Genomic DNA, 25459 nt, shown 5'->3' on the forward strand with positions numbered 1-25459 from the left:
AAATAAATAACGTTGTTGTTGCGAAGCGCTTCGCAAAACGATTGTAACTCAGTCTCCCATATTAAAAATTATTGCGAAACCCTTCGAACAGAAAAAATAGATGATTGCGACAAGAACATCAAAAAATGTAAATTAGAAAAACGAGAAAAAGTTGAATTTATAAAGTCACTTTTTAAAAAATTTATTATTTGTTTTTATAAAAGTTGTCTATAGTGAAATTAACGTTTTTTTATCATTTTGAGTGATCTCTAACCTAAATAGATCGTTAATTCCGAGTTTTAATGGATGAATAAACGATTTTTTACGAATTAATAATTAGCATAATATTAACATTCAAAAAATATTGAGGTTAAAATAAATGACAGCAATTATTCGTAAATTTTTAAGGTTAGAAGCAGCAGGGGGCTTACTCCTGATTATTGCTGCCATAGTTGCTTTGATTATGGCTAATACGCCATTGCAAGGCGCTTATCAGCAATTTTTAACGATCCCAGTATCGATTAAAATTTCAGACTTTGGGCTAGATAAACCATTAATTTTATGGATTAATGACTTCCTAATGGCTATTTTTTTCTTAGTCGTGGGTCTTGAGGTTAAACGTGAATTATTGGAAGGATCCTTAGCTGGTCGTGATAAAGCTATATTTCCAGCAATTGCAGCATTAGGTGGGATGATTGTTCCTGCGCTAATTTATCTGCTTTTTAATGGTGGAAATGAAATCACTCAACAAGGTTGGGCAATACCAGCGGCAACAGATATTGCATTTGCTTTAGGTGTTATGGCGTTATTAGGTAAGCGCGTACCCACTGAGTTAAAGGTCTTTTTATTGGCGCTAGCTATTATCGATGATCTTGGTGTTATTGTGATTATTGCCTTTTTCTATACAAGCTCTGTATCAATGATTGCGCTCGGCTTAGCTGCTTTATGTATTGCAATATTGGTCACTATGAATTGGCGCAAAGTGGAAAATACAGCAGCTTATTTAGTTATAGGGCTGATATTGTGGGTATGTATATTAAAGTCAGGTGTTCATGCTACATTGGCGGGGGTGATTGTTGGTTTCTTAATTCCATTAAGGGGCACAAATCAAACAAAACCTTCTGAAGAGCTTGAGCATGTCTTACATCCGTGGGTTGTCTATTTAATCTTACCTATTTTTGCATTTGCAAATTCAGGCGTTCAATTACAAGGCATCACCTTTGATGGGTTATTGAGTCCGTTACCGCTTGGTGTGGCTGCAGGGTTAGTATTGGGTAAGCCAATTGGGATTTTCTTATTTAGTTGGATTTCGGTAAAACTTGGCTTTGCGAAATTACCTGAGTCGATTAATTTGAAGCAAGTTTTTGCCGTTTCGGTGTTATGTGGGATCGGTTTTACTATGTCTATTTTTATAACTGGGCTCGCATTCGATGGTATTGATGAGGTATATAGTACTTACTCACGCCTAGGTATTTTAATTGGCTCCACAGTGGCAGCAGTGCTCGGTTATTTTATGTTAAGAGTAGTCTTACCGAAACAAAAACAGTTAGCGTGAACTAGAATTATAAAGTAATTTAGTTAATTCTTAGTAAGAATTTCCGAACTAATATTCTATGATATGCCGTAGTGTATCTTTTGCAGATACACTACGGTTATACATAATAAAAGCCCCTGATTCATGGGGACAGGTAGATATGTATGGTGAATAGCACCAAGTGTGGTTATTGACGATACAAAAGGAATCGATATGCGGGTTTCACATTTAAATTTTAACCATCTTTACTACTTTTGGCATGTATGTAAAGAGGGCTCTGTCGTGGGGGCGGCTGAAGCACTTTACCTGACTCCTCAGACCATAACAGGCCAAATAAAGGCGCTAGAAGAGCGTTTAGGTGGTAAATTATTTAAGCGACAGGGGCGTGGTTTAGTGCCTTCCGAACTCGGGCAACTTATTTTTCGCTACGCAGATAAAATGTTTATGCTTAGCCAAGAAATGCTCGATATAGTTAATTACAGCAGAGAGTCCAACTTACTATTTGATGTTGGTGTTGCTGATACATTGTCAAAACAGTTAGTTAGCCGAATATTGGAAACGACAGTTGTTGAGCATGAACAGATTCACTTGCGCTGTTTTGAATCAACTCACGAGCTGTTATTAGAGCAACTTAGCCAACATAAGTTGGATATGATTTTATCGGACTGCCCAGTTGATTCATCACAGCAGGAAGGCCTGTTTTCCGTTAAATTGGGTGAATGCAGTATGAGCTTTTTTTGCCGTCAGCCAATACCGAAAAAGCCATTTCCTGAATGTTTAGAAGAGCGTCGCTTACTGATTCCTGGAAGACGTTATCTTTTAGGTCGGCATATTTTAGCTTGGATACGGAATAAAAATTTACAAGTTGAGGTATTAGGCGAGTTCGATGATGCTGCATTAATGAAAGCGTTTGGCATGCATTATAATGCTATTTTTGTTGCTCCTTCTCAGTATACACCTGACCTTTTAGGCGGAGAAGATATTGTAGAATTAGGGCGATTAGAAAATGTAAAAGAAGAATATTACGTTATTTTTGCAGAAAGAATGATTCAGCATCCAGCAGTGCAGCGAGTTTGCAATAAAGATTTTTCAGAATTATTTTCAGTGTCATTTGACAAGTTAGGGCAGTAAATTAAGCAAATAAAAAAACCGGCCTAGGCCGGTTTTTTTAGCTAATCAAGAAGCAAAATTACATTGCTTTAATTTGAGCAACTAAGTTAGCTTTATGACGTGCTGCTTTATTTTTGTGGATCAGGCCTTTACTGGCGTGACGATCAACAATAGGTTGCATGTCATTGAATGCTTTCTGAGCAGCTTCTTTATCGCCTGCAGCGATAGCAAGGTAAACTTTCTTGATAAAAGTACGTACCATAGAGCGACGGCTAGCGTTGTGCTGGCGACGTTTCTCTGACTGAACGGCACGTTTCTTAGCTGATTTGATATTAGCCAAGGTCCAACTCCCAAATGTATTCTATTGAGGACAATTCAAAGGTCGAGGAATATGCCCTTTCGCCCTGCATTTGTCAATGGATTTGTGCAAATAAACATCGTGTACTTCGATGTCCATGCGCTGTGAATGGTGCAAGATTCTATCAGCAAATATGAGAAGAATACAGATCTTAGCGTGAAAAAATGCGTAATTGATGTCAGAAAATTAAAAACAATCACGATAGAAAAAAATTTTAGCCCATCAATAAGAGGAGAGTATGATATTTGCTCGCTTATTGATTGCTTATTAATCACGAAATGTGTTTAGCTATAGGCATTGATGAGAAAACGATAAAAATTGAATATTTTTAGAGACCTCGGAACAAATTTGTTGTATTGATAATCCATTGGTTATCCCAACATTTTTTGATATCTATGCCTAATTGCTCATATTGGGTAGCATTGTGGCTTGTTGTTCACGTAAAATAGATGGCTATTAGGTCGTGTTAGAATCAAAAAAATAGGGTTTAATGTAACCTTTTGCGAACTAAGGTTAACCTTATGCGTCGTACAAGGTATAATCCTGCAATTTCCTCGGTATTGAGCCTGTTATGGAGCTAATTCGCGGTATACAGAATATCCGGGCGTGCCATCATGGTTGCGTGCTGACTATTGGTAATTTTGACGGTGTTCATCGTGGGCACCAAGTATTACTTCAAAATTTGAAACTCAAGGGTAAGGAACTTGGCTTACCTACGGTTGTGATGATTTTTGAGCCACAACCTCTTGAATTTTTTATTGGTGACAAAGCGCCTGCGCGTTTGACACGTTTAAGAGATAAAGTTAAATACCTCGCAGACAGTGGTATTGACTACCTTCTTTGTGTTGAATTTAACCAGCACTTTGCCTCTTTAACACCCGCTGAGTTTGTCTCAGATTTACTGGTTGACAAATTAGGGGTGAAATATCTCGCCATCGGTGATGATTTCCGTTTTGGGAAAAATCGCATGGGGGATTTTGCCTTTTTGCAGCAAGCAGGTGAAGAGTTTGGGTTTGAGGTTGCTGATACAGAAAGCTTTTGTGATTCAGGTCTTCGCATCAGCAGCACGGCCATTCGTAAGGCTATTCAGGTTAACGACCTTGAATTGGCGGAAAACCTGTTAGGGCATGCCTATCGGATTAGTGGGCGAGTGGTTCATGGTAACCAGCTTGGCAGAACAATAGGTTTTCCGACGGCAAACCTACCATTAAAACGTTTAGTCACACCAGTGACGGGTGTGTATGCTGTAGAAGTTTATGGTTTAGGTGATAAGCCTTTGCCTGGTGTGGCGAATATCGGCACACGACCGACTGTATCTGGAAAAGGAACGCAGTTAGAAGTTCATCTGATTGATGCCACTATGGATTTATATGGGCGTCATATCGATGTAGTGTTACGTAAGAAATTACGTGATGAGCAGCGGTTTGCTTCGTTGGAAGCGCTTAAGGAGCAAATTGCTAATGATGTAATTGCAGCAAGAGAATATCTTACTGCAATAGGAATCAGATAATTTAGCGGAAAATTGGAACTGAGAATCGATGAGTGACTATAAAAATACCCTGAATCTACCAGAAACAGGGTTCCCAATGCGTGGCGATCTCGCTAAACGCGAACCACAGATGTTAGAGCGCTGGTACAAAGAAGGTTTGTACCAAGCAATCCGTAAAGCAAAATCGGGCAAGAAAACCTTTATTCTGCACGATGGCCCTCCATATGCTAACGGCAGTATTCATATTGGTCACTCAGTTAACAAAATTCTCAAAGATATTATTATTAAATCCAAAGGATTAGCGGGTTATGATTCCCCGTATATTCCTGGTTGGGATTGCCATGGCTTACCGATTGAACACAAAGTTGAACAAATCGTGGGTAAACCAGGAGAAAAAGTTTCCGCCGCTGAATTTCGTGCACAATGCCGCCAATATGCAAAAGAGCAAATTGAAGGCCAAAAAGCTGACTTTATACGTCTTGGTGTATTAGGTGAGTGGGATAAACCCTACTTAACCATGGACTTCAAAACCGAAGCCCACATCATCAGAGCGTTAGCAAAAACCATTGCAAACGGCCATTTAGTGAAAGGTGCTAAGCCTGTTCATTGGTGTACAGCATGTGGTTCTTCATTAGCTGAAGCTGAAGTTGAGTATTATGACAAAACTTCCCCATCTATCTACGTTCGTTTCCCTGCAGTAGATAGCAAAGTGGTGTGTGAAAAATTCGGGGTTACGAGTGATAAAACGCCATCACTGGTTATCTGGACAACAACACCGTGGACATTGCCTGCTAACCGCGCAATCTCGTTGAATCCTGAATTTAAATACAACTTGGTACAAGCGAATGGCGAATTAGTCATTTTAGCAGCTGACCTTGTTGAAGATGTAATGAAAACTGTTGGTATCGACGAATGGGCAGTTTTAGGTGAATGTGAAGGTTCTGCGCTTGAACTGCTGCGTTTTGAACATCCATTTATGGGCTTTGATGTTCCTGCTATCTTAGGTGACCATGTTACATTAGATGCAGGTACAGGTGCCGTTCATACTGCGCCAGGTCATGGTCCTGAGGACTATGTGGTTGGCCAAAAATACGGTTTAGAGACAGCAAACCCTGTTGGGCCAGACGGTTGTTTCTTAGCCAATACCTATCCAACACTGGATGGTGTGTTCATTTTTAAAGCTAATGATTTAATTGTTGAGCTATTAAATGAAAAAGGCGCGTTGCTGTATAAAAAAGCAATCACGCACAGCTACCCATGTTGCTGGCGTCATAAAACCCCCGTTATTTTCCGTGCAACACCACAATGGTTTATTGGCATGGATAAAAATGGCTTACGCGAACAATCATTGAAAGAAATTGATATCGTTCAGTGGATCCCTGGTTGGGGTCGCGCACGTATTGAGTCAATGGTTGAAAACCGCCCTGACTGGTGTATCTCTCGCCAGCGTACTTGGGGAACGCCGATGTCTTTGTTTGTTCATAAAGATACGGAAGAGCTTCATCCTCGTACGTTAGAATTAATGGAAGAAGTCGCTAAACGCGTTGAGGTTGACGGTATTCAAGCATGGTGGGATCTTGACCCAGCTGAATTACTGGGTGATGAAGCTGAAACCTACCGTAAAGTACCAGATACACTAGACGTCTGGTTTGACTCTGGGTCTACACACTTTGCCGTAGTTGATGCACGTCCTGAATTCCATGGTAATTCAGCTGACATGTACTTGGAAGGCTCTGACCAACACCGTGGCTGGTTCATGTCCTCATTGATGTTATCAACAGCAATGAAAGGCAAAGCGCCATATCGCCAAGTGTTAACGCACGGTTTCACCGTTGATGGCCAAGGCCGTAAAATGTCTAAATCATTAGGCAATACGGTAAGTCCACAAGATGTCATGAATAAACTGGGTGCAGATATTCTGCGTCTATGGGTTGCTTCGACGGATTATACAGGTGAAATCGCGGTCTCTGATGAAATCTTAAAACGTGCAGCGGATTCATATCGCCGTATTCGTAATACTGCCCGCTTCTTGTTGGCGAACCTTAATGGTTTCAATCCAGAAACGGACATGGTGAAACCTGAAGACATGGTGGTGTTAGACCGTTGGGCGGTTAGCCGTGCGCTTGAAGCACAACAAGAAATCGCCAAAGCGTATGATGAATATGATTTCCTTTCCGTTATTCAGCGTTTAATGCATTTCTGCTCTATCGAAATGGGTTCGTTCTATCTGGATATCATTAAAGACCGTCAGTACACAGCGAAAGGCGACAGCTTAGCGCGTCGTAGCTGCCAAACAGCTCTGTTCCATATCGTTGAAGCGTTAGTACGTTGGATAGCCCCAGTACTTTCTTTCACTTCAGACGAAATCTGGAATGAATTACCAGGAAAACGTGCTCAATTCGTTCTAACCGAAGAATGGTATAACGGCTTATTTGGTTTAGATGAGTCAAATGAAATGAATAACAGCTTCTGGTCTGAACTGCTGGCGGTTCGCGGTGAAGTGAATAAAGTGTTAGAGCAAGCGCGTACAGATAAACACATTGGTGGCTCACTAGAGGCTGCGGTGACGTTATATGCAGATAAAGACTTAGCAAACAAACTGCAAAGTTTAGGTGATGAACTGCGTTTCGTTCTGCTGACTTCTCAAGCGACTGTCGCGGATATTGCAACGGCGTCTGCTGATGCGCAAGAGAGCGAGTTAAAAGGCCTTAAAATTGCCTTTAGTAAAGCGGAAGGCGAAAAATGCCCACGTTGCTGGCATTATGCGAGCGATATCGGCTCATCAAGCGAGCAACCAGAAATTTGTGGTCGCTGTGTGACGAACGTAGCCGGTGACGGCGAATTGCGTAAGTTTGCTTAATGAAGACGCCTATTTGTTCTACTGGCCTGCGTTGGTTATGGCTAACCATCGTGATTATCGTGGCAGATTTAGGAATAAAGCAGTTGGTGCTAAAAGACCTGAATCTGTATGAACCACATGCTGTAATGCCATTTTTCAACATCATGTACGCCCAAAATTTTGGTGCGGCATTTAGTTTCTTGGCTGATGAAGGCGGCTGGCAGCGTTGGTTCTTTGCGGGTATTGCGGTGGGAATTTCCATTATTTTAATGGTGATGATGTACCGCCAAAGCGCGCAAAAACGCCTATCCAATATTGCTTACGCACTCATTATTGGCGGGGCAATTGGCAACCTTAGCGACCGTCTGGTTCATGGGTTTGTCGTTGATTACCTTGATATTTATGTCGGTAATTGGCACTGGCCAACATTCAACCTAGCTGATATGGCAATTTGTATTGGTGCTGCTTTAGTTATTTTGGAAGGTTTTTTACCAGAAAAGCCAAAGCAGGAAAAAGCCAAATAAATTGGTAGCACAATAGGTTACAATGTAATGACACACAGCCCAGATTTTCTGGGCTGAATTTTATGACAAAATAGGTTTGGTTTATGTCTACTCAAATACAGGCTCAGAGCGCAGTTTTACTGCATTTCACATTGAAATTGGAAGATGGCTCTACAGCCGATTCTTCACACGCACAAGGAAAGCCTGCGTTGTTTGTGTTAGGGAATGATTCGTTATCACCTGAACTTGAGGCCAAATTAATTGGGCTTAACGAAGGTGAAAAGAAAAATTTTTCATTACCTGGTGATACTGTTTTTGGTAAACATAACCCTGATTTAGTGCAGTATTTTTCATTGCGTGATTTTATGGATACAGGTATCCCTGAAATTGGGACTATCATGTTATTTACCGCAATGAATGGCAGCGAAATGCCTGGTGTAGTAAAATCGATCGAAGGTGAATCGATCACTGTTGATTTTAATCACCCACTCGCTGAGCAACAAATTAGCTTTGAAATTGAAGTGCTTGAAGTAGACCCGCAATTGGAGAATCACAATGCAAATATTAATGGCTAACCCTCGTGGTTTTTGTGCTGGTGTTGACCGCGCAATTAGCATTGTAGAAAGGGCATTAGAACTATACGGCGCACCTATCTATGTTCGTCATGAAGTGGTTCATAACCGTTATGTAGTTGATGATTTGCGTCAGCGTGGTGCTATTTTTATTGAAGAAATTTCTGAAGTACCAGATGGTTCAATCTTAATTTTTTCTGCACATGGTGTGTCACAAGCTATCCGCCAAGAAGCACGTTCTCGTGATTTGACCATGCTATTTGATGCAACATGCCCACTAGTGACTAAAGTACACATGGAAGTCGCTCGTGCAAGCCGTAAAGGTAAAGAAGCGATTTTGATTGGGCATGCGGGGCATCCAGAAGTCGAAGGGACAATGGGGCAATATAGCAACCCTGAAGGTGGTATGTATCTTGTTGAAAGCCCAGAAGATGTTTGGAAATTGAAAGTTAAAGACGAAAATAATTTATCGTTTATGACACAAACGACACTTTCTGTGGATGACACTTCAGATGTCATTGATGCACTAACCGCACGTTTCCCTAGTATTGTTGGGCCACGTAAAGATGATATTTGTTATGCAACAACCAATAGGCAGGAAGCGGCAAGAGAGCTGGCTGAGCGTGCAGATATTGTGCTAGTTGTAGGCTCTAAAAACTCATCAAACTCAAACCGTCTTGCTGAACTTGCATCAAGAATGCAAAAACCTGCATTTTTGATTGATGGTGCAGAAGACATCCAAACTGAGTGGCTAACGGATAAAAATATTATTGGTTTAACGGCTGGGGCGTCAGCGCCTGATATTTTAGTTCGTCAAGTTATTGATAGATTAAAAGAGCTTGGTGCAGACTCTGTTGTTGAACTACAAGGCCGTGAAGAAAATATTGTTTTTGAAGTGCCAAAAGAATTGCGAGTCGAAGTTAAAGAAATTAACTAATACATAGCATACATAGCAGCATATTATTCAAAGAGTCATTTTGTATCATCAAGGTGGCTCGGTCTTTTTTATTCTGATTTTTTCTTTCCTACTTTTCTTATCATCAACACTTTTTCTGATAATCAGTCCGCGTTCTACGTTTTTGTTAATAACTGTCGATTAATACTGGCAGAATCTCATCATGATGGTTAATCTGTAACGCAATAATAAACTAAATTGTTTGTGAAAAATATTGATATTCACGTGAGATACTCAGTTTAAATTTAGTCATTTGCATCAATAATGAAAAAGGATGAACCATGGAAAATTCAGTGGTACGTGTTGCGATTGTCGGCTCAGGTGGTCGTATGGGACGGCAGTTAATTCAAGCGGCACAACAACAAGATGGCATTCAATTAGGCGCTGCTATTGAGCGAGAAGGCTCTTCGCTGATTGGCGCAGATGCAGGTGAGCTTGCAGGAGTTGGTAAACTAGGAATTTATATTACGAATTCTCTTGATAAAGTCGTTGATGATTTTGATGTTGTTATTGATTTCACCCGGCCTGAAGGCACGCTGCATTATTTAGCATTTTGCAAAGCTAACCAAAAGGGCATGGTTATTGGCACAACAGGTTTTGATGAACAAGGGAAACAAGCTATTGCTGATGCGGCAAAAGTCATTCCAATTGTGTTCGCGGCAAACTTTAGTGTCGGTGTTAATTTAGTCCTTAAATTACTGGAAAAAGCAGCAAAAGTGATGGGAACTTACACCGATATTGAAATTGTGGAAGCTCACCATCGTCATAAAGTTGATGCTCCGTCTGGTACTGCATTAGCTATGGGGGAATCTATTGCGGGTGCGCTAGGAAAGGATCTAAAAGACTGCGCAGTATATACCCGTGAAGGTTATACTGGTGAGCGTGAAGCTGGCACTATCGGTTTTGCAACAATTCGAGCAGGAGACATTGTTGGTGAACATACGGCGATGTTCGCTGATATCGGCGAACGCGTAGAGATCACACATAAGGCATCAAGCAGGATGACCTTTGCAAATGGTGCTATTAAAGCATCCTCTTGGGTTTTTTCTAAAAAATCTGGGTTATATGATATGAAAGATGTGCTTTGCCTTGATGATCTTTGATTTTTTATTTTAAATTATCATTATAAATCAATAAATTATTTATTATTTATTGGTTTATAATGGCTTTTGTTATTATTTTATTTTAAATTGCTATTTTCCGTTTAATTCATCTGTAAAACTGACTTTTATTCGAGTTAATTTCCCTTTAATCTCAATTCAAGCTGCGTTATTATCAATTGTGCAGTTATCTTACTTGGCAACCGTTTACTTATTCATATTGGCTATCATTTTCAGTGCTCACGTTAAGTAAACTGGGGTTGTTGTCTATAAAAGTAAGATAAAAGTGTAAAAAATGCATTTTTTTCTAGACAAGACCCTATCTCATCATTAGAATGCGCGCAATTTGCCAAAAATTTGCTTAAAAACTCATTTTGGCATTGATTTAGATCGCAAAATCTGAATTAATATGCAAAAAACGTGATTTATTATTCTCCGGAGGGTGTTTTGATTAAGTCAGCTATATTGGTTCTGGAAGACGGAACCCAATTCCACGGGCGTGCCATCGGTGCTGAAGGGGCCGCAGTTGGAGAAGTCGTTTTCAATACGTCAATGACCGGATATCAAGAAATAATTACAGACCCTTCCTATTCCCGCCAAATTGTTACTCTCACTTATCCCCATATTGGTAATGTCGGCACTAATGCTGATGATGAAGAATCCCCAAATGTTCATGCTCAAGGCTTAATCATTCGTGACTTACCATTGGTTTACAGTAACTTTCGTGGGCAAGAAGGGCTATCCGAGTATCTGAAGCGCCACAAGGTTGTGGCAATTGCAGATATCGATACACGTAAACTGACCCGTTTATTAAGAGAGAAAGGGGCTCAGAATGGGTGCATTATTGCAGGAGATAACCCTGATGTGGCGCTTGCGCTAGAAAAAGCACGTAACTTTTCTGGGCTTAATGGGTTAGATTTGGCAAAAGAAGTGTGTACTAAAGAAGCCTATAGTTGGACCCAAGGCTCATGGACGCTAGAAAACGGCCAACAAGGTGCTAAATCAGTTGAAGAGTTACCATTGCATGTTGTTGCTTACGACTTCGGTGCAAAACGCAACATTCTACGCATGTTAGTTGACCGTGGTTGTCGTTTAACGGTGGTGCCTGCGACAACATCAGCAGAAGCAGTACTCGCAATGAATCCAGACGGAATTTTCTTGTCGAATGGCCCTGGCGACCCAGCGCCATGTGATTATGCAATCAAGGCGATTAAAACATTTTTAACAACGGATATCCCTGTTTTTGGTATTTGCTTAGGGCACCAATTATTGGCTTTAGCTAGCGGTGCAAATACCCTGAAAATGAAATTTGGTCATCACGGAGCAAATCATCCTGTGAAAGATTTGGATCGAGATGTTGTGATGATCACGGCACAAAATCATGGTTTCGCAGTCGATGAATCTACACTTCCCGATACATTGCGTGTGACTCACAAGTCACTATTTGATGGAACACTACAAGGTATTCACCGTACAGATAAACCTGCATTTAGTTTCCAAGGCCATCCTGAAGCAAGTTCAGGGCCACATGATGCAGCCAATTTATTCGATCACTTCATTGATTTGATTAACGAATATCGTCAAACCACACCACGTCAAAACGCACAATAATCGGGAGCAAATCATGGCAAAGCGTACAGACATAAAAAGCATTCTGATTTTAGGTGCGGGTCCAATTGTTATCGGTCAAGCATGCGAGTTTGATTATTCTGGGGCTCAAGCATGTAAAGCCTTACGTGAAGAAGGTTATCGTGTCATTTTAGTTAACTCTAACCCTGCGACGATTATGACCGACCCAGAGATGGCCGATGCGACGTATATTGAGCCGATTCACTGGGAAGTGGTTCGTAAAATTATTGAAAAAGAACGTCCTGATGCAATTTTACCAACAATGGGTGGGCAAACAGCGCTTAACTGTGCGCTTGAACTTGAGCGTAAAGGGGTTCTTGCTGAGTTTGGCGTTACGATGATTGGTGCAACAGCAGACGCCATTGATAAAGCCGAAGATCGTCAACGCTTTGATAAAGCGATGAAAAAAATTGGTTTAGGTACTGCACGCTCAGGTATTGCTCACAACATGGAAGAAGCGTATGCCGTTGCAGACGATGTGGGGTTCCCTTGTATTATTCGCCCATCGTTTACGATGGGCGGAACGGGTGGTGGTATCGCTTACAACCGTGAAGAATTTGAAGAGATTTGTACGCGCGGTTTAGATTTATCGCCAACCAATGAATTATTAATTGATGAGTCATTGATTGGTTGGAAAGAGTATGAAATGGAAGTTGTTCGCGATAAAAATGACAACTGCATTATTGTCTGCTCAATCGAAAACTTTGACGCAATGGGGATCCACACTGGTGACTCAATCACCGTTGCACCCGCTCAAACCTTAACAGATAAAGAATACCAAATCATGCGCGATGCCTCGATGGCAGTTTTACGCGAAATTGGTGTTGAGACGGGGGGTTCAAACGTTCAGTTTTCGGTTAATCCAAAAGATGGGCGCTTAATTGTTATTGAAATGAACCCGCGGGTTTCTCGCTCGTCAGCGCTAGCTTCTAAAGCGACGGGCTTTCCAATCGCGAAGATTGCAGCGAAACTGGCGGTCGGTTATACCCTCGATGAACTGATGAATGATATTACTGGTGGCCGTACACCTGCTTCGTTTGAGCCTTCTATCGACTACGTTGTGACTAAAATTCCACGCTTTAACTTTGAGAAATTTGCGGGTACCAATGACCGTTTAACCACGCAGATGAAATCGGTGGGTGAAGTGATGGCGATTGGCCGCACTTTCCAAGAGTCGATGCAAAAAGCGTTACGCGGCTTAGAAGTGGGCGCAACAGGTTTTGATCCTAAAGTTGAACAGGATGACCCTGAAGCACTGACGCGCATTCGTCGTGAATTAAAAGATGCAGGCGCAGAACGCATCTGGTTTATTGCAGATGCATTCCGAGCGGGCTTGTCCGTTGATGGTGTCTTCAACTTAACCAACATTGACCGCTGGTTCTTAGTACAAATTGAAGAGCTGGTGCGTCTAGAGGAAGAAGTTGCGGAGTTAGGTATCAACGGCTTAACCAAAGATTTCTTACGCGTATTAAAACGTAAAGGGTTTGCGGATGCACGCCTAGCAAGTTTAGTTGGTGTATCAGAAGCTGAGCTACGTAAATTACGCCAAAGTTATGATTTGCACCCCGTTTATAAGCGTGTTGACACCTGTGCTGCTGAGTTTGCAACCGATACTGCCTATATGTATTCCACGTATGAAGATGAGTGTGAATCCAACCCAAACCATAGCAAGCCAAAAGTGATGGTTCTGGGGGGAGGGCCTAACCGTATTGGTCAAGGTATTGAGTTTGACTATTGTTGTGTGCACGCTTCACTCGCGCTACGTGAAGATGGCTATGAAACTATCATGGTTAACTGTAACCCAGAAACCGTTTCAACTGACTATGATACGTCTGACCGTCTCTATTTCGAACCTGTTACGCTCGAAGATGTGCTAGAAATTGTGCGTATTGAGCAGCCAAAAGGTGTGATCGTACAGTATGGTGGTCAAACGCCACTGAAATTGGCACGTGCACTTGAGGCCGCCGGTGTTCCTGTCATTGGAACTAGCCCTGATGCGATTGACCGTGCAGAAGACCGCGAACGTTTCCAACAAGCGGTTAATCGTTTGAATTTAAAACAACCGCAAAATGCGACGGTGACAGCGATTGAGCAAGCTGTTGAAAAAGCGGCTGGAATTGGTTATCCACTCGTTGTACGCCCATCATATGTTCTCGGCGGTCGTGCGATGGAAATCGTGTATGATGAAATCGACCTGCGCCGTTATTTCCAAACTGCAGTCAGTGTCTCAAATGATGCACCAGTACTACTTGACCGTTTCTTAGATGACGCTGTAGAGGTGGATGTTGACGCGATTTGTGATGGTGAAATGGTGCTGATTGGCGGGATCATGGAGCACATCGAACAAGCGGGCGTTCACTCTGGTGATTCTGCTTGTTCATTGCCAGCGTATACACTGAGCCAAGAAATTCAGGATGTGATGCGTGAGCAAGTTCGCAGCTTAGCATTCGAATTACGTGTACGTGGCTTAATGAATGTTCAATTCGCAGTCAAAAATAACGAAGTGTATTTGATTGAAGTGAATCCTCGTGCTGCGCGAACTGTCCCATTTGTTTCAAAAGCAACGGGCGTACCGCTGGCAAAAGTGGCTGCTCGTGTTATGGTTGGCCAGACATTGACCCAGCAAGGTGTGACGAAAGAAGTTATTCCTCCTTACTATTCAGTCAAAGAAGTGGTTCTGCCATTTAACAAATTCCAAGGTGTTGACCCAATTCTTGGCCCTGAAATGCGTTCAACAGGGGAAGTCATGGGAGTTGGTCGTACTTTTGCAGAAGCGTTTGCTAAGGCGATGTTAGGTAGCAGCTCAACCATGAAAAAATCAGGTCGAGCATTGTTGTCCGTGCGTGAAGGCGATAAAACTCGCGTTGTTGATTTAGCGGCTAAATTGCTAAAACATGGCTTCGAGCTAGATGCAACGCACGGTACGGCGATTGTTCTTGGTGAAGCAGGAATTAACCCGCGCTTAGTTAACAAAGTACATGAAGGTCGCCCACACATTCAAGATAGAATTAAGAATGGTGAGTACGATTACATCGTGAATACAACCGCAGGGCGTCAAGCGATTGAAGACTCAAAACTAATCCGTCGTAGCGCATTGCAGTATAAGGTTCACTATGACACGACGTTGAATGGTGGTTTTGCAACCACAATGTCACTGAGTGCAGATCCGACTGAAAAAGTGATTTCAGTCCAAGAGATGCACGCGTTGATTAAGTAATCAACGCGTATTGAATTGAGCCCCAGCGGTAGCCTGCCGACTGGGGCTTTTTTTATATATTGCTTACTTGAAGGGGAAAGGTGCAAAAAAAATAAAAAAAGGCAAAATGGTCATTGACTCTCACGTAACGTGAGGCCGTAACCTCAGTCTCACTTACAGGAGGAACGTATGCTATTTCAAGTGGGTGAAATCGCGGAAAAAACGGGGTTAACCATCCGAACACTTCATCATTATGAAGAAATTGGCTTATTGCTTCCAACTGCAAGAACCGATGCAGGTTACAGACTCTATAACATGCAATGTATTGAGCGATTAACGCAAATTCAATTACTGCGCCAAGTTGGAGTCAAACTCAAAAACATCGGTGAAATATTGGATGGTCAGAGTGGAGATATGACAAACCTTCTGCAGGAACGAATTGCTTTATTAACTGAACAAATGCAGCAAATGGCAACATTGCGTTTTCGGTTGGAGCAACTTCAAAAACAGATGCAAATGGGTGATACCTCAACTCAGGTCGATTGGTTCTCTGTATTGGAGATGATGACGATGTTTGATAAATATTTTACACCGCAAGAGTTAGAACAATTACCGCTATACACCGCACATACGCTGAAAAACCAAGAGTGGCAGCAACGAGTGGCGGCGGTGAATGCATTAATGCAACAAGGTATGACACCTCAATCAATTGAAGCACAGCAACTGGGGTATGAATGGATGGTCGCTCTGGAAAGAGATACGGGTGGAAACCCAGATTTTTTTGCAAGGTTGAATAAAATTCACTTAACAGACAACGCGTTAGCTTATTCATCAGGTATTTCTGAGTCAATGATCCAATTTGTTGCACAAGGGTTTAGTGAATATCAATTAGCGCTGTTTAAGCCCCATTTAACAGAAGAGCAGTTTGCGCTTGTTCGGCAACATTATTTTACTGCGGGGCAAGTTTGGCCTGAGCTGATTGCTGGGCTGCATAATGCATTGAAAGCACATAAATCTCCAGACTCACCTGAAGTACAAGTGCTGGCTCGTACATGGTTAGACATGTTTATTCAATTCACTGGAGGTGACCCTATCATTCAGGAAAAGATCCGCACAGTTTACCGTGAAGAGCCTAAAGTTTCTCAAGGTACTTGGATGACGCCAGAAATCGGGCAATATTTATTTTCAGCGGTGAATATTTTGATGGGGAAATAATGCAAGTGGCCGCAATATTGCGGCCATAGATATTTGTGTTATTTATTGCTACTTAATGCCTTGCGGTGTTTCCAATACATCACAATAGAGCCAATTAATCCACTAATTAATAAGATAACAGGGATGATCATTAATGCGCTAATAACCACTTGCTCGTGCTCTTTTACAAACGGGATTTGGTTAAGGGCATAGCCTAAAGAAACGATAATACCTACCCACAAAAGTCCGCTTAGCCAATTGAAAAACTGAAAACGGCGATGGCTTAATTCAGAGAGCCCTGCAAGTAAAGGTAATAATGTACGAACAAAAGCTAAAAAACGACCAATAAGTAAGGCGTATAAACCTTGTTTATTAAACATATTATTTGCTTTTGCATGATACTCATCAGGAATTTGGGCTAGCCAACGCTTGACCGTTTTCGTTTCACTGAGCCATCTACCTTGCATAAACCCTAACCAACAACCCAAACTCGCAGCTGTGGCGAGCAATAAAATGGTTGGGATAAAGTGCAAAACTCCTTTGGCGATTAATGCGCCAGAAAGGATTAACAAGGTATCTCCAGGCAGAAAAGCGGCGGGAAGAACCCCATTTTCCAAAACAATAACAACAAAAAGTACGGTATAAATAACCCAAAGTACTTCGGGGTTGGAGAGTTTTAGGAAATCGTGATCCCAAAGCGCTAGTACGATTTCGCGTAGGACTTCCATAATCATTCCTGTATTTGTCTAAAAGCGAATTTCCTTATTTATATTACAGGAAAAAATAAGATTGGGTTTGATTTGTTTGGGGGTATTCATTCATTAGTCGATGAATTGCAGAAAACATTTTAGTGTTTTCTGCAATTTTCATTTTTTATTTTAAATGCGTTCAAAAGCCAATTGTAGGTCATCAATTAAATCTTGTGGGTGTTCAAGCCCCACGTGAACACGGAAAAAAGTCCCTTCGTTCAATTGAAAATCATATTGTCTCATGCTGAGTAAATCTTCTTTTTGGTAACCTAAAATTAGCGATTCAAATCCACCCCATGAATACCCCATTTTAAAATGAGCTAAATTTTCGATAAAAGCAGCGAACTGTTCAGTGGATAGGCGTGACTTAAGTTGAAAAGAAAATAAGCCATTACACCCTGAAAAATCCCGAATAAAGAATTCATGACCAGGCGAAGTTGGCAGGGCTGGATGAAAAACCTGTTCGACTTCGGGGCGTTCTTGCAGCCAGTTTGCTACTTGTATACTGTTTTCTTGGTGCTGTTTTAGGCGCGTAGGGAGGGTATGCAAACCACGATTAGCCATATAAACGGTATCGGGGTCTGCGGTTTGCCCAAGCAGATATGAATTTTCACGTAAAGTTTCGATGCAGCGCTTATTTGCTACTGCGACTCCTAACATGCCATCAGAATGCCCATTAATATATTTTGTTGCGGATTGTATTGAAATATCCACATCGAACAATAAAGGTTTGAGCAGGACACCCGCTGCCCATGTATTGTCAATCATAATGATGATTTCAGGTGCTTTGTTACGTATAGCTTGAACGAGAGCAGGTAAATCGTGGACTTCCATGGTAATTGAACCTGGAGATTCTAAAAAGACAATGCGCGTATTCGGTTGAATCAAATCTGTAATCTTTTCGCCAATGAGCGGGTCAAAGTAGGTCGTTTTAACCTGTAATTTGGTTAAAATATGGTCGCAAAAATTCTGTGTTGGGTCATAAGCGGAGCCTGTGACTAAAATGTGCTCTCCTGCAGAAATAAAGGATAAGATTGCATTGGTGATGGCAGCAGCACCTGATGGGTAAAGTACAGAACCTGCTCCACCTTCTAATTCAGCCATGGCTTCTTGGAAAGCAAAATGGGTTTGTGTGCCTCGGCGGCCATAAAAAAGCACACCATCCGCACGATGCCGAGTTGCATGACGTTTTTCTTCAAGCGTGTCAAAGATAATCGAAGATGCTCGTTGAATGACAGGATTTACACCTTTTTGAGTGAATTTAGGGTTCCGACCAATGTGCACTAATTGGGTTTCTGGTTTGGTGTTTGCCATGATCTTTCCTTTATGGTTTCAAATTTAGCCTATCCAGAGGCGTGGATACTATGACGTTAATGCATTCGTGGGGAAATGTAACTTGAGTTTTCTTCAGTATTACAAAGTTCAATAAATCGTATTGGTATAGAAGAAGGGGGGAGTATATTTGTCCATTGAATACCTTTATTGCATTAATAAGAATAAACAAGCAATACCCGTGTAATAGGCGTGGACTTCATTGTTTGAGAACAAAAAATATAAAAAAATTTGTGAATACTAATGATAATTACTATCAATTCGCGCTGTCTTTGATATCATCAGCACCGTCTTTTTGAAAAGAGACGAACAGCGCGAGTTAAATTTCGCTTTTAAAGGTTAGTCGATGAATGGCACAATCATCGATATGAATTTTTTTATACAACACTAAAAAGAGAGTAAAGGCCAACTGATGCGTAAACTAACAGCTTCTATTCTATTGGCGTTCGGCTTGATGGGGACGGCGGTCGCTGAAACCACACCAGCAACAACACCAGCTGCGTCTCAAAATACATCATCGACACCTGCTGCAAATCCTGCGGCGCCAATTACAGCACCAAATGGTGAAGTTGCTCCCGTATCTTCTGAGCCTGCAGTCAATACTGCTGTTGTGAATGAAAATATCGAAATTGCGACAGAGGCGCCAACAGGGGGTTTTGATCAGGATTTATCTGTTTGGGGCATGTACCAAAATGCGGATAATGTCGTGAAGACGGTGATGATAGGTTTGGTTATTGCATCAGTCATTACATGGGCACTCTTCTTCTCTAAAGGCCTCGAAATTTTAGTTGCTCGTCGTCGTTTAAAAGACGAAGCGAAAGCGATCGCAGAAGTGAAATCCCTTGATGAAGCCGTGAAAATTGCTGAAGGTTTCAAAGGAAATAGTATTACACGAATGCTGCTTAATGAAGCAGTAACAGAAAGAGCGTTATCGGCAAATAGTACCGACCTGTCTGGTACGAAAGAGCGGACGTCATTCCGCCTTGAAAGGGCCGTTGCTGCAATCAGCCGATATATGGGCCGTGGTAATGGTTACTTAGCGACTATTGGTGCTATCTCTCCTTTTGTTGGTTTGTTTGGAACGGTATGGGGCATCATGAATAGCTTTATCGGGATCGCTCATTCACAAACCACTAACTTAGCAGTGGTTGCGCCTGGTATCGCAGAGGCACTTCTTGCAACGGCAATTGGTCTTATCGCTGCGATCCCAGCAGTGGTAATTTATAACATTTTCGCCAGAATGATTAATAACTACCGTGGTCAGGTAGGGGATGTGGCTGCACAGTCTGCATTATTATTAGGGCGTGATCTTGATCTGGCAAATAGCAAAGCAAGGTAATTATTATGGCAATGCGTTTAGGTGACGAACAAGATGATAGCGGTGAAATGCATGAAATTAACGTAACACCGTTTATCGATGTGATGTTGGTTTTATTAATTATCTTCATGGTCGCGGCTCCCTTGGCAACTGTAGATATTAAAGTTGACTTACCTGCTTCAACCGCGAAGCCGCAGCCACGGCCAGAAAAACCTGTGTTCTTAACAGTTAAAGCGGATAGCCAGTTATTTATTGGCGATCAAGCTGTATCAAAAGAACAGCTTTCTGCAACACTTGACCAAGCAACAAGTTCAAATAAAGAAACAACGATCTTCTTCCAAGCAGATAAAAGTGTTGATTATGAAACGATGATGGATGTGATGAATGCATTACGCCAGTCGGGTTATCTAAAAATTGGCTTAGTTGGAATGGAAGCTACTTCGTCTAAATAGTCAATATCAACGATATCAGCTGTTATCACGCGTTTTATCTTTAAGGATAAAGCGCGTTTTTTATGAATCAAACAAAAGTGCATCAAAGCGAGTGTATAGCTGCCTGATTTTTCTATCGAATGCTAATTATTCTGTGTAATATCATCTTTATTTGTATGATTAAATCATGATTAAAAGATTTTTATCCTATATTCACACGTTTTATTTGTGTTTGATTGAGAGGACAGAGCCTTAGTCGCATGTAAAATACTCTCTTATGGGGTATTTAGCGCTAAGATAAAGTGATAAAACAAGAAGTATATTAAAATAACTGATGAATATTCGATATTTTTTATCTGGCTTCAGATAAGGTAATTGAATGAAACCGTATTTCAACGTGACATTTTTGACTCAATTATAAGCTGAGCTTCTTTTTTTAATGCGGTTTTTCATTGAAAATGTAGCTTAGTGTAGTCTGAAATAGGGTGTATTTGACTACTTTCAATGTGATTAAACCAACAAAACATAACAAAAAATAAACCATTATATTTGAATGGTTTTATTAATAATGACTATTTTATCAATATAATAATTAAACCACATAAATCACATGGGTAAATTAAAAAATTAAAATTTAGATAAAATGATTGTTTTTTATGGGGAAATTTAGTTTTGATAGAATAGGTATATGGATGTAAATAAAAAAAGGATTATTTTTGCTTCGAAGAAAGATAATGATTATGTAAATATTTTTTATGAAATTAGAATCGAGTATTTATTTTGAATATATTTACATCAGCACTTTATATTTAAAATAATATAAATATATTTAATTTAAATATAAAGTAAATAGTGAATGAATAGTAAATATGTATATATGTAAATAGATTGTAATATCTTAACAATAGGCGTTTTATGTTGCTTGATTTCTTTAACTATTTGATATTTAGCTATTTAATTAAATTTAGATGACTTCTTAAGTTAAACAAAAAAACACTTGCGCAACCTAAGTGTTAGGCTATAATACAATCAATAACATTTGGAAACACTTTTAAATATTTTATTATACCAAGTTATTTATTTTTGAAATTTACTCGAGCTAGGGAAATAATCAAGCCATGCTAATTTTAAAAATAATTTAGATTAGCAAGATTTTAGGCTTTATATTAAAAGTAGATATAACTACTTAATTGGGTAACTCAGGTAGAACATTATATTTTTGAGTCAACATGAATGTTATTACTGGAGTCAAATGGGCTGACTACAGACTACGCATAGCAAGCGAAGCCAGAAATGGCAATTTCATATTATACTCCTCTATAGATAAAATAAGACTACATTTCCAGCGTTACCTTTAAGGTAACGCTTTTTTTTTACTCAATATTTTATCGTATAATAAATGTGTATTTTTTCGCACCAATAACATAATCAGAATGGAATAACCGCCAATCTAGCACCAAATGTCCCTTAATAATGCAGAAAATCAATCTTTTCCCTATTTTTTGATAAAAGAACTTCACGAAAAGAAATATCCGCGTATGATATTTTCACTTCGCTGTGGGGTATCGATATAACAGATTATAAAGATAATTATACAACGGCGAACTTCTCTGCCAGGATCTGGCGTGAATAAATTGGATGTAACAATGACTTGGTCTGATTTCAAATCTCACTATCTCATCGGTTTTTGGAAACCTTTGCCCGCAGTGATTGCCGCAGGTATTTTATCAACCTACTACTTTGGCTTAACGGGTACATTTTGGGCCGTTACGGGTGAGTTCACTCGCTGGGGTGGACACATTATGCAACTCTTTGGCGCTCATCCAGAAACGTGGGGTTATTTCAAAGTCATTGGCTTTGAAGGATCACCACTTGATCGTATCGATGGCGTCATGATTATTGGTATGTTTGCGGGGTGTTTTGCCGCAGCGCTTTGGGCCAATAATATTAAATTACGAATGCCACAGCATCGTATTCGCATTTTCCAAGCTATTCTTGGTGGTATTATTGCTGGATTTGGTGCGCGTTTAGCGATGGGATGTAATTTGGCAGCATTCTTTACTGGGATCCCTCAGTTTTCTCTACACGCATGGTATTTCGCTGTTGCGACTGCGGCAGGGTCATATTTTGGCGCTAAGTTTACATTGATGCCGATGTTTAGGATCCCAGTCAAACTGAAAAAAGTCAGTGCGGCATCACCATTAACGCAAAATCATGATGTGGCGAAACGACGCTTTAAGTTAGGGATGATTATTTTTACCTTAGCATTGGCGTGGGGTTTTTATACCTTGCTTGACTCTCCAGTGATGGGTTTTGCTATCCTTTGTGGAATTGGCTTCGGCTTATTAATTGAACGAGCTCAAATTTGTTTTACTTCTGCTTTTCGTGATTTATGGATCACCGGTCGAACCCATATGGCTAAAGCCATTATTATTGGGATGGCTGTCAGTGCGATTGGTATCTTTAGCTATGTTCAATTGGGGGCTACACCTAAAATTTTATGGGCAGGCCCAAATGCAGTGATTGGCGGCTTACTATTTGGTTTTGGTATTGTCCTAGCGGGTGGCTGTGAAACAGGTTGGATGTACAGAGCAGTGGAAGGCCAGGTTCACTATTGGTGGGTTGGTTTTGGTAATATTATTGGTGCCACTATCCTCGCTTATTATTGGGATGATTTAGGCCCTTGGTTAGCGACCGATTTTGACAAAGTGAATTTATTAGAGACCTTTGGGCCACAAGGTGGTCTGTTGGTGACGTATGCATTATTGGCAGTGGCTTTTGTGCTGATGTTAGTCTGGGAGAAGCACTTTTTCCGTAAGCGTACACAAAAATCACAGCAAACATCAGCGGAGGCAATATGAGTAAGAAAGAAATTATCCCTGATTATCGTTTAGATATGGTCGGGGAACCTTGCCCATACCCTGCAGTCGCAACATTAGAAGCGATGCCATCACTAAAAAGTGGCGAAATATTAGAAGTGGTAAGCGATTGCCCACAATCCATTAATAATATTCCGTTAGATGCAAAAAACTACGGCTATACGGTTTTGGATATCCAGCAAGATGGGCCGACGATACGTTATCTTATCCAAAAATAACGGATACCCGAGATACCCGTCATACTTTGCGCCGCAGCGTTGTTGACTGCACTCACAGGCTCTAGTCACATACTTTAGTATGCTCCTAGAGCCTGTTCGGTGGTCGCCTAGCTGCAACACAAATTATTTAGGGTATCTTAGCGGTATGATAGGCTATATCATTCGTTGATTGACAAGATGAATTCTTGCCGCCGCGTTGTTGATTGCGCTCACAGGCTCTAGTCACTTCCCTATGATTGCTCCCCATATTTCAAGTGGTGGCTTTGTTGGCTTCGTTAGTCACATACTTGTGTATGCTCCGCGTATCCTCACTCGCCGTCTTGCCACCTCATGACTATTTAGAGCAATGCAGTGATTATCATGATGCAATGCATTCATATTTTAAATTAGTGGTGGTTATTCGTCCTGCCAGCTAGCAATATCTAACACCAGCTCACATTCATCATCGATGTATCCGCCAGTTGGAATAAACCCCAGTTTTTTATAAAACTCAAATGGGCTTTCTTCCCCTTCACCACAGCTATTATAAAGGCGTGGATAACCTTTCTTTTTTAGATAACGTATTACTTGGATTAATGCTTCGCGACCAAAGCCTAATTTTTGGTAAGGCTCCGCTATCATGAAGCGCCAGAGCATGATGCCATCATATTCGAGCTCGTCATCATCTAAACCAGAGTGCAGCATGATAAATCCAACGGGGGTATCATCCGCATAAATCCCTCTGTACCAGGCACAGTCTGAAAACTGTGCCTCAACCATTGAGTAAGCATTATCAGCAACCATATTACGTTGTGCTTCACTCAGTGTGTGGCTAAGTAGGCAAATTTCTGAGAAATTGTCCGCAGTGATTTTTTGTAAGGTAACTAATGAATTTTCATCCACTTCAGGTTCGATAAGCTCTTTCATGACTATTCCTTCGATAGAATATTGACCATAATTCCAATAATGGAGGCTGATATTTATTATTTTTATTTAACAAATTTGAAACTAAAGTAAATTTGTTACAGGGTTGTAATTTAATCAACCAGAGATTTCACAACCAGTCAATGACTTAATTGTGGCTATGCAAGCGGAGTCTAAAAAGAAATGGCAACTTACTTTTTAGTGCGTTGCCATCGTGAGATAGGAAAGAAAATTTAAGAAGGGTTAGTGTTCTGCTTCACCGCCCAGAACATCAATCAAGCGAGCGATTAAGGCGCTCAGTTCGCTTGTCATTAGAACATAATCCGCATCAAATTTTTGTGCGTAATCTTCTTTGCCGATGTCGTCATTTTGGTCTTTCAATGTATCACTGAATTTAAGTCTTTTTAGCGAACCATCATCAGATAACATAAATTGAATGCGTTCTTCCCAATCTAAAGCGAGCTTCGTGACGAGTTTACCTGCCTCGATATGTGTCGCAATTTCATCAGAGATCAGATCTTGCTTCTTACAGCGAATAATTCCGCCTTCTTCTAAGATAGCTTTTAGCTCAGCTTCATCCATCACAGCAAAGCCTTGAGGGAGTGAGCCTGAACGGATCCATTCGGTGAGTGTGAGTTCAATTGGGTCTTTAAATGTAAGAGGAACAACAGGAAGAGAGCCTAAACTTTTACGTAATAAGGCTAAGTTATCTTCAGCGCGTTTCGCACTTGCTGCATCGACAATAATGAGTTGATTGACGGTATCAATCCAAATATAGGTTTTGCTAAATTTACTGAATGCGCGAGGTAGTAAGGTGTGAACGACTTCGTCTTTTAAGGCATCTTTTTCAGTTTTTTTGAGTTTTCGGCCTTGGTCTGCTTCGAGTTTCTCTATTTTGTCCTGTACTTCTTGTTTAATGACAGGAGATGGCAGCATTTTTTCTTCTTTTTTAGCACAAATCAGAATTTGGTTACCTGCAGCGTGGGTTAAGGCATCTGCACCATTCATCGGCGCGACCCAACCTGTTTGCATCATGTCTTGGCTGCCGCAAGGGTGATAGGCAAGTGCGGCAAGTTGTTTTTCCAGATCGTCTGCAGAGAGTGCCAAATCTCGATTCAGGCGATAGACCAATATATTCTTGAACCACATGAAAAACCTACCTTTGTTGATA

Annotated in this window: 20 protein-coding genes; 15 read left to right on the forward strand and 5 right to left on the reverse strand. The window is 40.8% G+C overall.

Annotation, left to right across the window (positions count from 1 at the left end; genetic code table 11):
- The first annotated feature begins 358 nt into the window (after nt 1-358).
- Nucleotides 359-1534, forward strand: coding sequence for a Na+/H+ antiporter NhaA (gene nhaA / locus PR808_RS06780; protein ID WP_206084530.1), 1176 nt, complete (start codon nt 359-361; stop codon nt 1532-1534).
- Nucleotides 1535-1726: 192 nt separating this feature from the next.
- The gene (gene nhaR, locus PR808_RS06785) at nt 1727-2644 is read left to right on the forward strand and encodes a transcriptional activator NhaR (RefSeq protein WP_206084531.1); all 918 of its coding nucleotides are present in this window, start codon (nt 1727-1729) and stop codon (nt 2642-2644) included.
- Between the two features lie 58 nt (nt 2645-2702).
- Here nhaR and rpsT read toward each other — a convergent pair whose 3' ends face one another.
- A complete protein-coding gene (rpsT, locus tag PR808_RS06790; protein WP_006662810.1) occupies nt 2703-2963 on the reverse strand; it encodes a 30S ribosomal protein S20 in 261 nt (86 codons plus the stop codon).
- 589 nt (nt 2964-3552) lie between these two features.
- Between rpsT and ribF the strand changes: the two genes are divergently transcribed.
- The 9 genes from ribF to PR808_RS06835 all read left to right on the forward strand — a co-directional run bounded on the left by ribF (nt 3553) and on the right by PR808_RS06835 (nt 16479).
- Nucleotides 3553-4491: a bifunctional riboflavin kinase/FAD synthetase gene (gene ribF / locus PR808_RS06795; RefSeq protein ID WP_206084532.1), complete on the forward strand. Its 939-nt coding sequence runs from the start codon at nt 3553-3555 to the stop codon at nt 4489-4491.
- A gap of 28 nt (nt 4492-4519) precedes the next feature.
- Nucleotides 4520-7330, forward strand: coding sequence for an isoleucine--tRNA ligase (gene ileS / locus PR808_RS06800; protein WP_206084533.1), 2811 nt, complete (start codon nt 4520-4522; stop codon nt 7328-7330).
- Nucleotides 7330-7833, forward strand: a complete 504-nt coding sequence (lspA, locus tag PR808_RS06805) for a signal peptidase II (RefSeq protein WP_206084534.1) — start codon at nt 7330-7332, stop codon at nt 7831-7833. The genes ileS and lspA overlap by 1 nt, the downstream gene beginning before the upstream one ends.
- 83 nt (nt 7834-7916) lie before the next feature.
- Nucleotides 7917-8387 (forward strand): FKBP-type peptidyl-prolyl cis-trans isomerase, encoded by a 471-nt coding sequence (gene fkpB, locus PR808_RS06810; protein ID WP_206084535.1) that lies wholly within the window; start codon nt 7917-7919, stop codon nt 8385-8387.
- A complete protein-coding gene (ispH, locus tag PR808_RS06815) occupies nt 8368-9321 on the forward strand; it encodes a 4-hydroxy-3-methylbut-2-enyl diphosphate reductase (protein WP_206084536.1) in 954 nt (317 codons plus the stop codon). The genes fkpB and ispH overlap by 20 nt, the downstream gene beginning before the upstream one ends.
- 299 nt (nt 9322-9620) lie before the next feature.
- Nucleotides 9621-10442 (forward strand): 4-hydroxy-tetrahydrodipicolinate reductase, encoded by an 822-nt coding sequence (gene dapB, locus PR808_RS06820; RefSeq protein WP_206084537.1) that lies wholly within the window; start codon nt 9621-9623, stop codon nt 10440-10442.
- Between the two features lie 444 nt (nt 10443-10886).
- On the forward strand, nt 10887-12050 hold the full coding sequence (carA, locus tag PR808_RS06825) for a glutamine-hydrolyzing carbamoyl-phosphate synthase small subunit (protein WP_272538975.1): 1164 nt from the start codon (nt 10887-10889) through the stop codon (nt 12048-12050).
- Between the two features lie 13 nt (nt 12051-12063).
- Nucleotides 12064-15285 (forward strand): carbamoyl-phosphate synthase large subunit, encoded by a 3222-nt coding sequence (carB, locus tag PR808_RS06830; protein ID WP_206084539.1) that lies wholly within the window; start codon nt 12064-12066, stop codon nt 15283-15285.
- 168 nt (nt 15286-15453) lie between these two features.
- A complete protein-coding gene (locus PR808_RS06835) occupies nt 15454-16479 on the forward strand; it encodes a MerR family transcriptional regulator (RefSeq protein WP_272538976.1) in 1026 nt (341 codons plus the stop codon).
- A 38-nt stretch (nt 16480-16517) separates the two neighbouring features.
- Here PR808_RS06835 and PR808_RS06840 read toward each other — a convergent pair whose 3' ends face one another.
- Complete coding sequence (locus tag PR808_RS06840; RefSeq protein ID WP_206084541.1) at nt 16518-17186, reverse strand: DedA family protein; 669 nt, start codon at nt 17184-17186, stop codon at nt 16518-16520.
- Between the two features lie 150 nt (nt 17187-17336).
- Nucleotides 17337-18521: a cystathionine beta-lyase gene (metC, locus tag PR808_RS06845; protein WP_206084542.1), complete on the reverse strand. Its 1185-nt coding sequence runs from the start codon at nt 18519-18521 to the stop codon at nt 17337-17339.
- A gap of 430 nt (nt 18522-18951) precedes the next feature.
- Here metC and exbB point away from each other — a divergent pair, with 430 nt between their 5' ends.
- From exbB to yedF, 4 genes are all read left to right on the forward strand, one after another.
- The gene (gene exbB / locus PR808_RS06850) at nt 18952-19878 is read left to right on the forward strand and encodes a tonB-system energizer ExbB (protein ID WP_206084543.1); all 927 of its coding nucleotides are present in this window, start codon (nt 18952-18954) and stop codon (nt 19876-19878) included.
- A 5-nt stretch (nt 19879-19883) separates the two neighbouring features.
- Nucleotides 19884-20309: a TonB system transport protein ExbD gene (exbD, locus tag PR808_RS06855; RefSeq protein ID WP_206084544.1), complete on the forward strand. Its 426-nt coding sequence runs from the start codon at nt 19884-19886 to the stop codon at nt 20307-20309.
- A gap of 1625 nt (nt 20310-21934) precedes the next feature.
- Complete coding sequence (yedE, locus tag PR808_RS06860; protein ID WP_206084790.1) at nt 21935-23149, forward strand: selenium metabolism membrane protein YedE/FdhT; 1215 nt, start codon at nt 21935-21937, stop codon at nt 23147-23149.
- Nucleotides 23146-23385, forward strand: a complete 240-nt coding sequence (gene yedF / locus PR808_RS06865; protein WP_206084545.1) for a sulfurtransferase-like selenium metabolism protein YedF — start codon at nt 23146-23148, stop codon at nt 23383-23385. Before yedE ends, yedF begins: the two co-directional genes overlap by 4 nt.
- Nucleotides 23386-23781: 396 nt before the next feature.
- On the opposite strand, the gene PR808_RS06870 is transcribed toward yedF, so the two are convergent.
- Nucleotides 23782-24291 (reverse strand): GNAT family N-acetyltransferase, encoded by a 510-nt coding sequence (locus PR808_RS06870; RefSeq protein ID WP_206084546.1) that lies wholly within the window; start codon nt 24289-24291, stop codon nt 23782-23784.
- A 240-nt stretch (nt 24292-24531) separates the two neighbouring features.
- Complete coding sequence (rdgC, locus tag PR808_RS06875; RefSeq protein ID WP_206084547.1) at nt 24532-25437, reverse strand: recombination-associated protein RdgC; 906 nt, start codon at nt 25435-25437, stop codon at nt 24532-24534.
- Between the last annotated feature and the right edge of the window lie 22 nt (nt 25438-25459).

Source organism: Providencia sp. PROV197, from assembly GCF_028479625.1.
In the GTDB taxonomy this organism is placed as follows: Bacteria; Pseudomonadota; Gammaproteobacteria; order Enterobacterales; family Enterobacteriaceae; genus Providencia; species Providencia vermicola.

Coding starts and splice junctions, on each gene's coding strand:
- nhaA (WP_206084530.1), top strand. CDS start 359: ATGACAGCAATTATTCGTAAATTTTTAAGGTTAGAAGCAGCAGGGGGC.
- nhaR (WP_206084531.1), top strand. CDS start 1,727: ATGCGGGTTTCACATTTAAATTTTAACCATCTTTACTACTTTTGGCAT.
- ribF (WP_206084532.1), top strand. CDS start 3,553: ATGGAGCTAATTCGCGGTATACAGAATATCCGGGCGTGCCATCATGGT.
- ileS (WP_206084533.1), top strand. CDS start 4,520: ATGAGTGACTATAAAAATACCCTGAATCTACCAGAAACAGGGTTCCCA.
- lspA (WP_206084534.1), top strand. CDS start 7,330: ATGAAGACGCCTATTTGTTCTACTGGCCTGCGTTGGTTATGGCTAACC.
- fkpB (WP_206084535.1), top strand. CDS start 7,917: ATGTCTACTCAAATACAGGCTCAGAGCGCAGTTTTACTGCATTTCACA.
- ispH (WP_206084536.1), top strand. CDS start 8,368: ATGCAAATATTAATGGCTAACCCTCGTGGTTTTTGTGCTGGTGTTGAC.
- dapB (WP_206084537.1), top strand. CDS start 9,621: ATGGAAAATTCAGTGGTACGTGTTGCGATTGTCGGCTCAGGTGGTCGT.
- carB (WP_206084539.1), top strand. CDS start 12,064: ATGGCAAAGCGTACAGACATAAAAAGCATTCTGATTTTAGGTGCGGGT.
- PR808_RS06835 (WP_272538976.1), top strand. CDS start 15,454: ATGCTATTTCAAGTGGGTGAAATCGCGGAAAAAACGGGGTTAACCATC.
- PR808_RS06840 (WP_206084541.1), bottom strand. CDS start 17,186: ATGGAAGTCCTACGCGAAATCGTACTAGCGCTTTGGGATCACGATTTC.
- metC (WP_206084542.1), bottom strand. CDS start 18,521: ATGGCAAACACCAAACCAGAAACCCAATTAGTGCACATTGGTCGGAAC.
- exbB (WP_206084543.1), top strand. CDS start 18,952: ATGCGTAAACTAACAGCTTCTATTCTATTGGCGTTCGGCTTGATGGGG.
- exbD (WP_206084544.1), top strand. CDS start 19,884: ATGGCAATGCGTTTAGGTGACGAACAAGATGATAGCGGTGAAATGCAT.
- yedE (WP_206084790.1), top strand. CDS start 21,935: ATGACTTGGTCTGATTTCAAATCTCACTATCTCATCGGTTTTTGGAAA.
- yedF (WP_206084545.1), top strand. CDS start 23,146: ATGAGTAAGAAAGAAATTATCCCTGATTATCGTTTAGATATGGTCGGG.
- PR808_RS06870 (WP_206084546.1), bottom strand. CDS start 24,291: ATGAAAGAGCTTATCGAACCTGAAGTGGATGAAAATTCATTAGTTACC.
- rdgC (WP_206084547.1), bottom strand. CDS start 25,437: ATGTGGTTCAAGAATATATTGGTCTATCGCCTGAATCGAGATTTGGCA.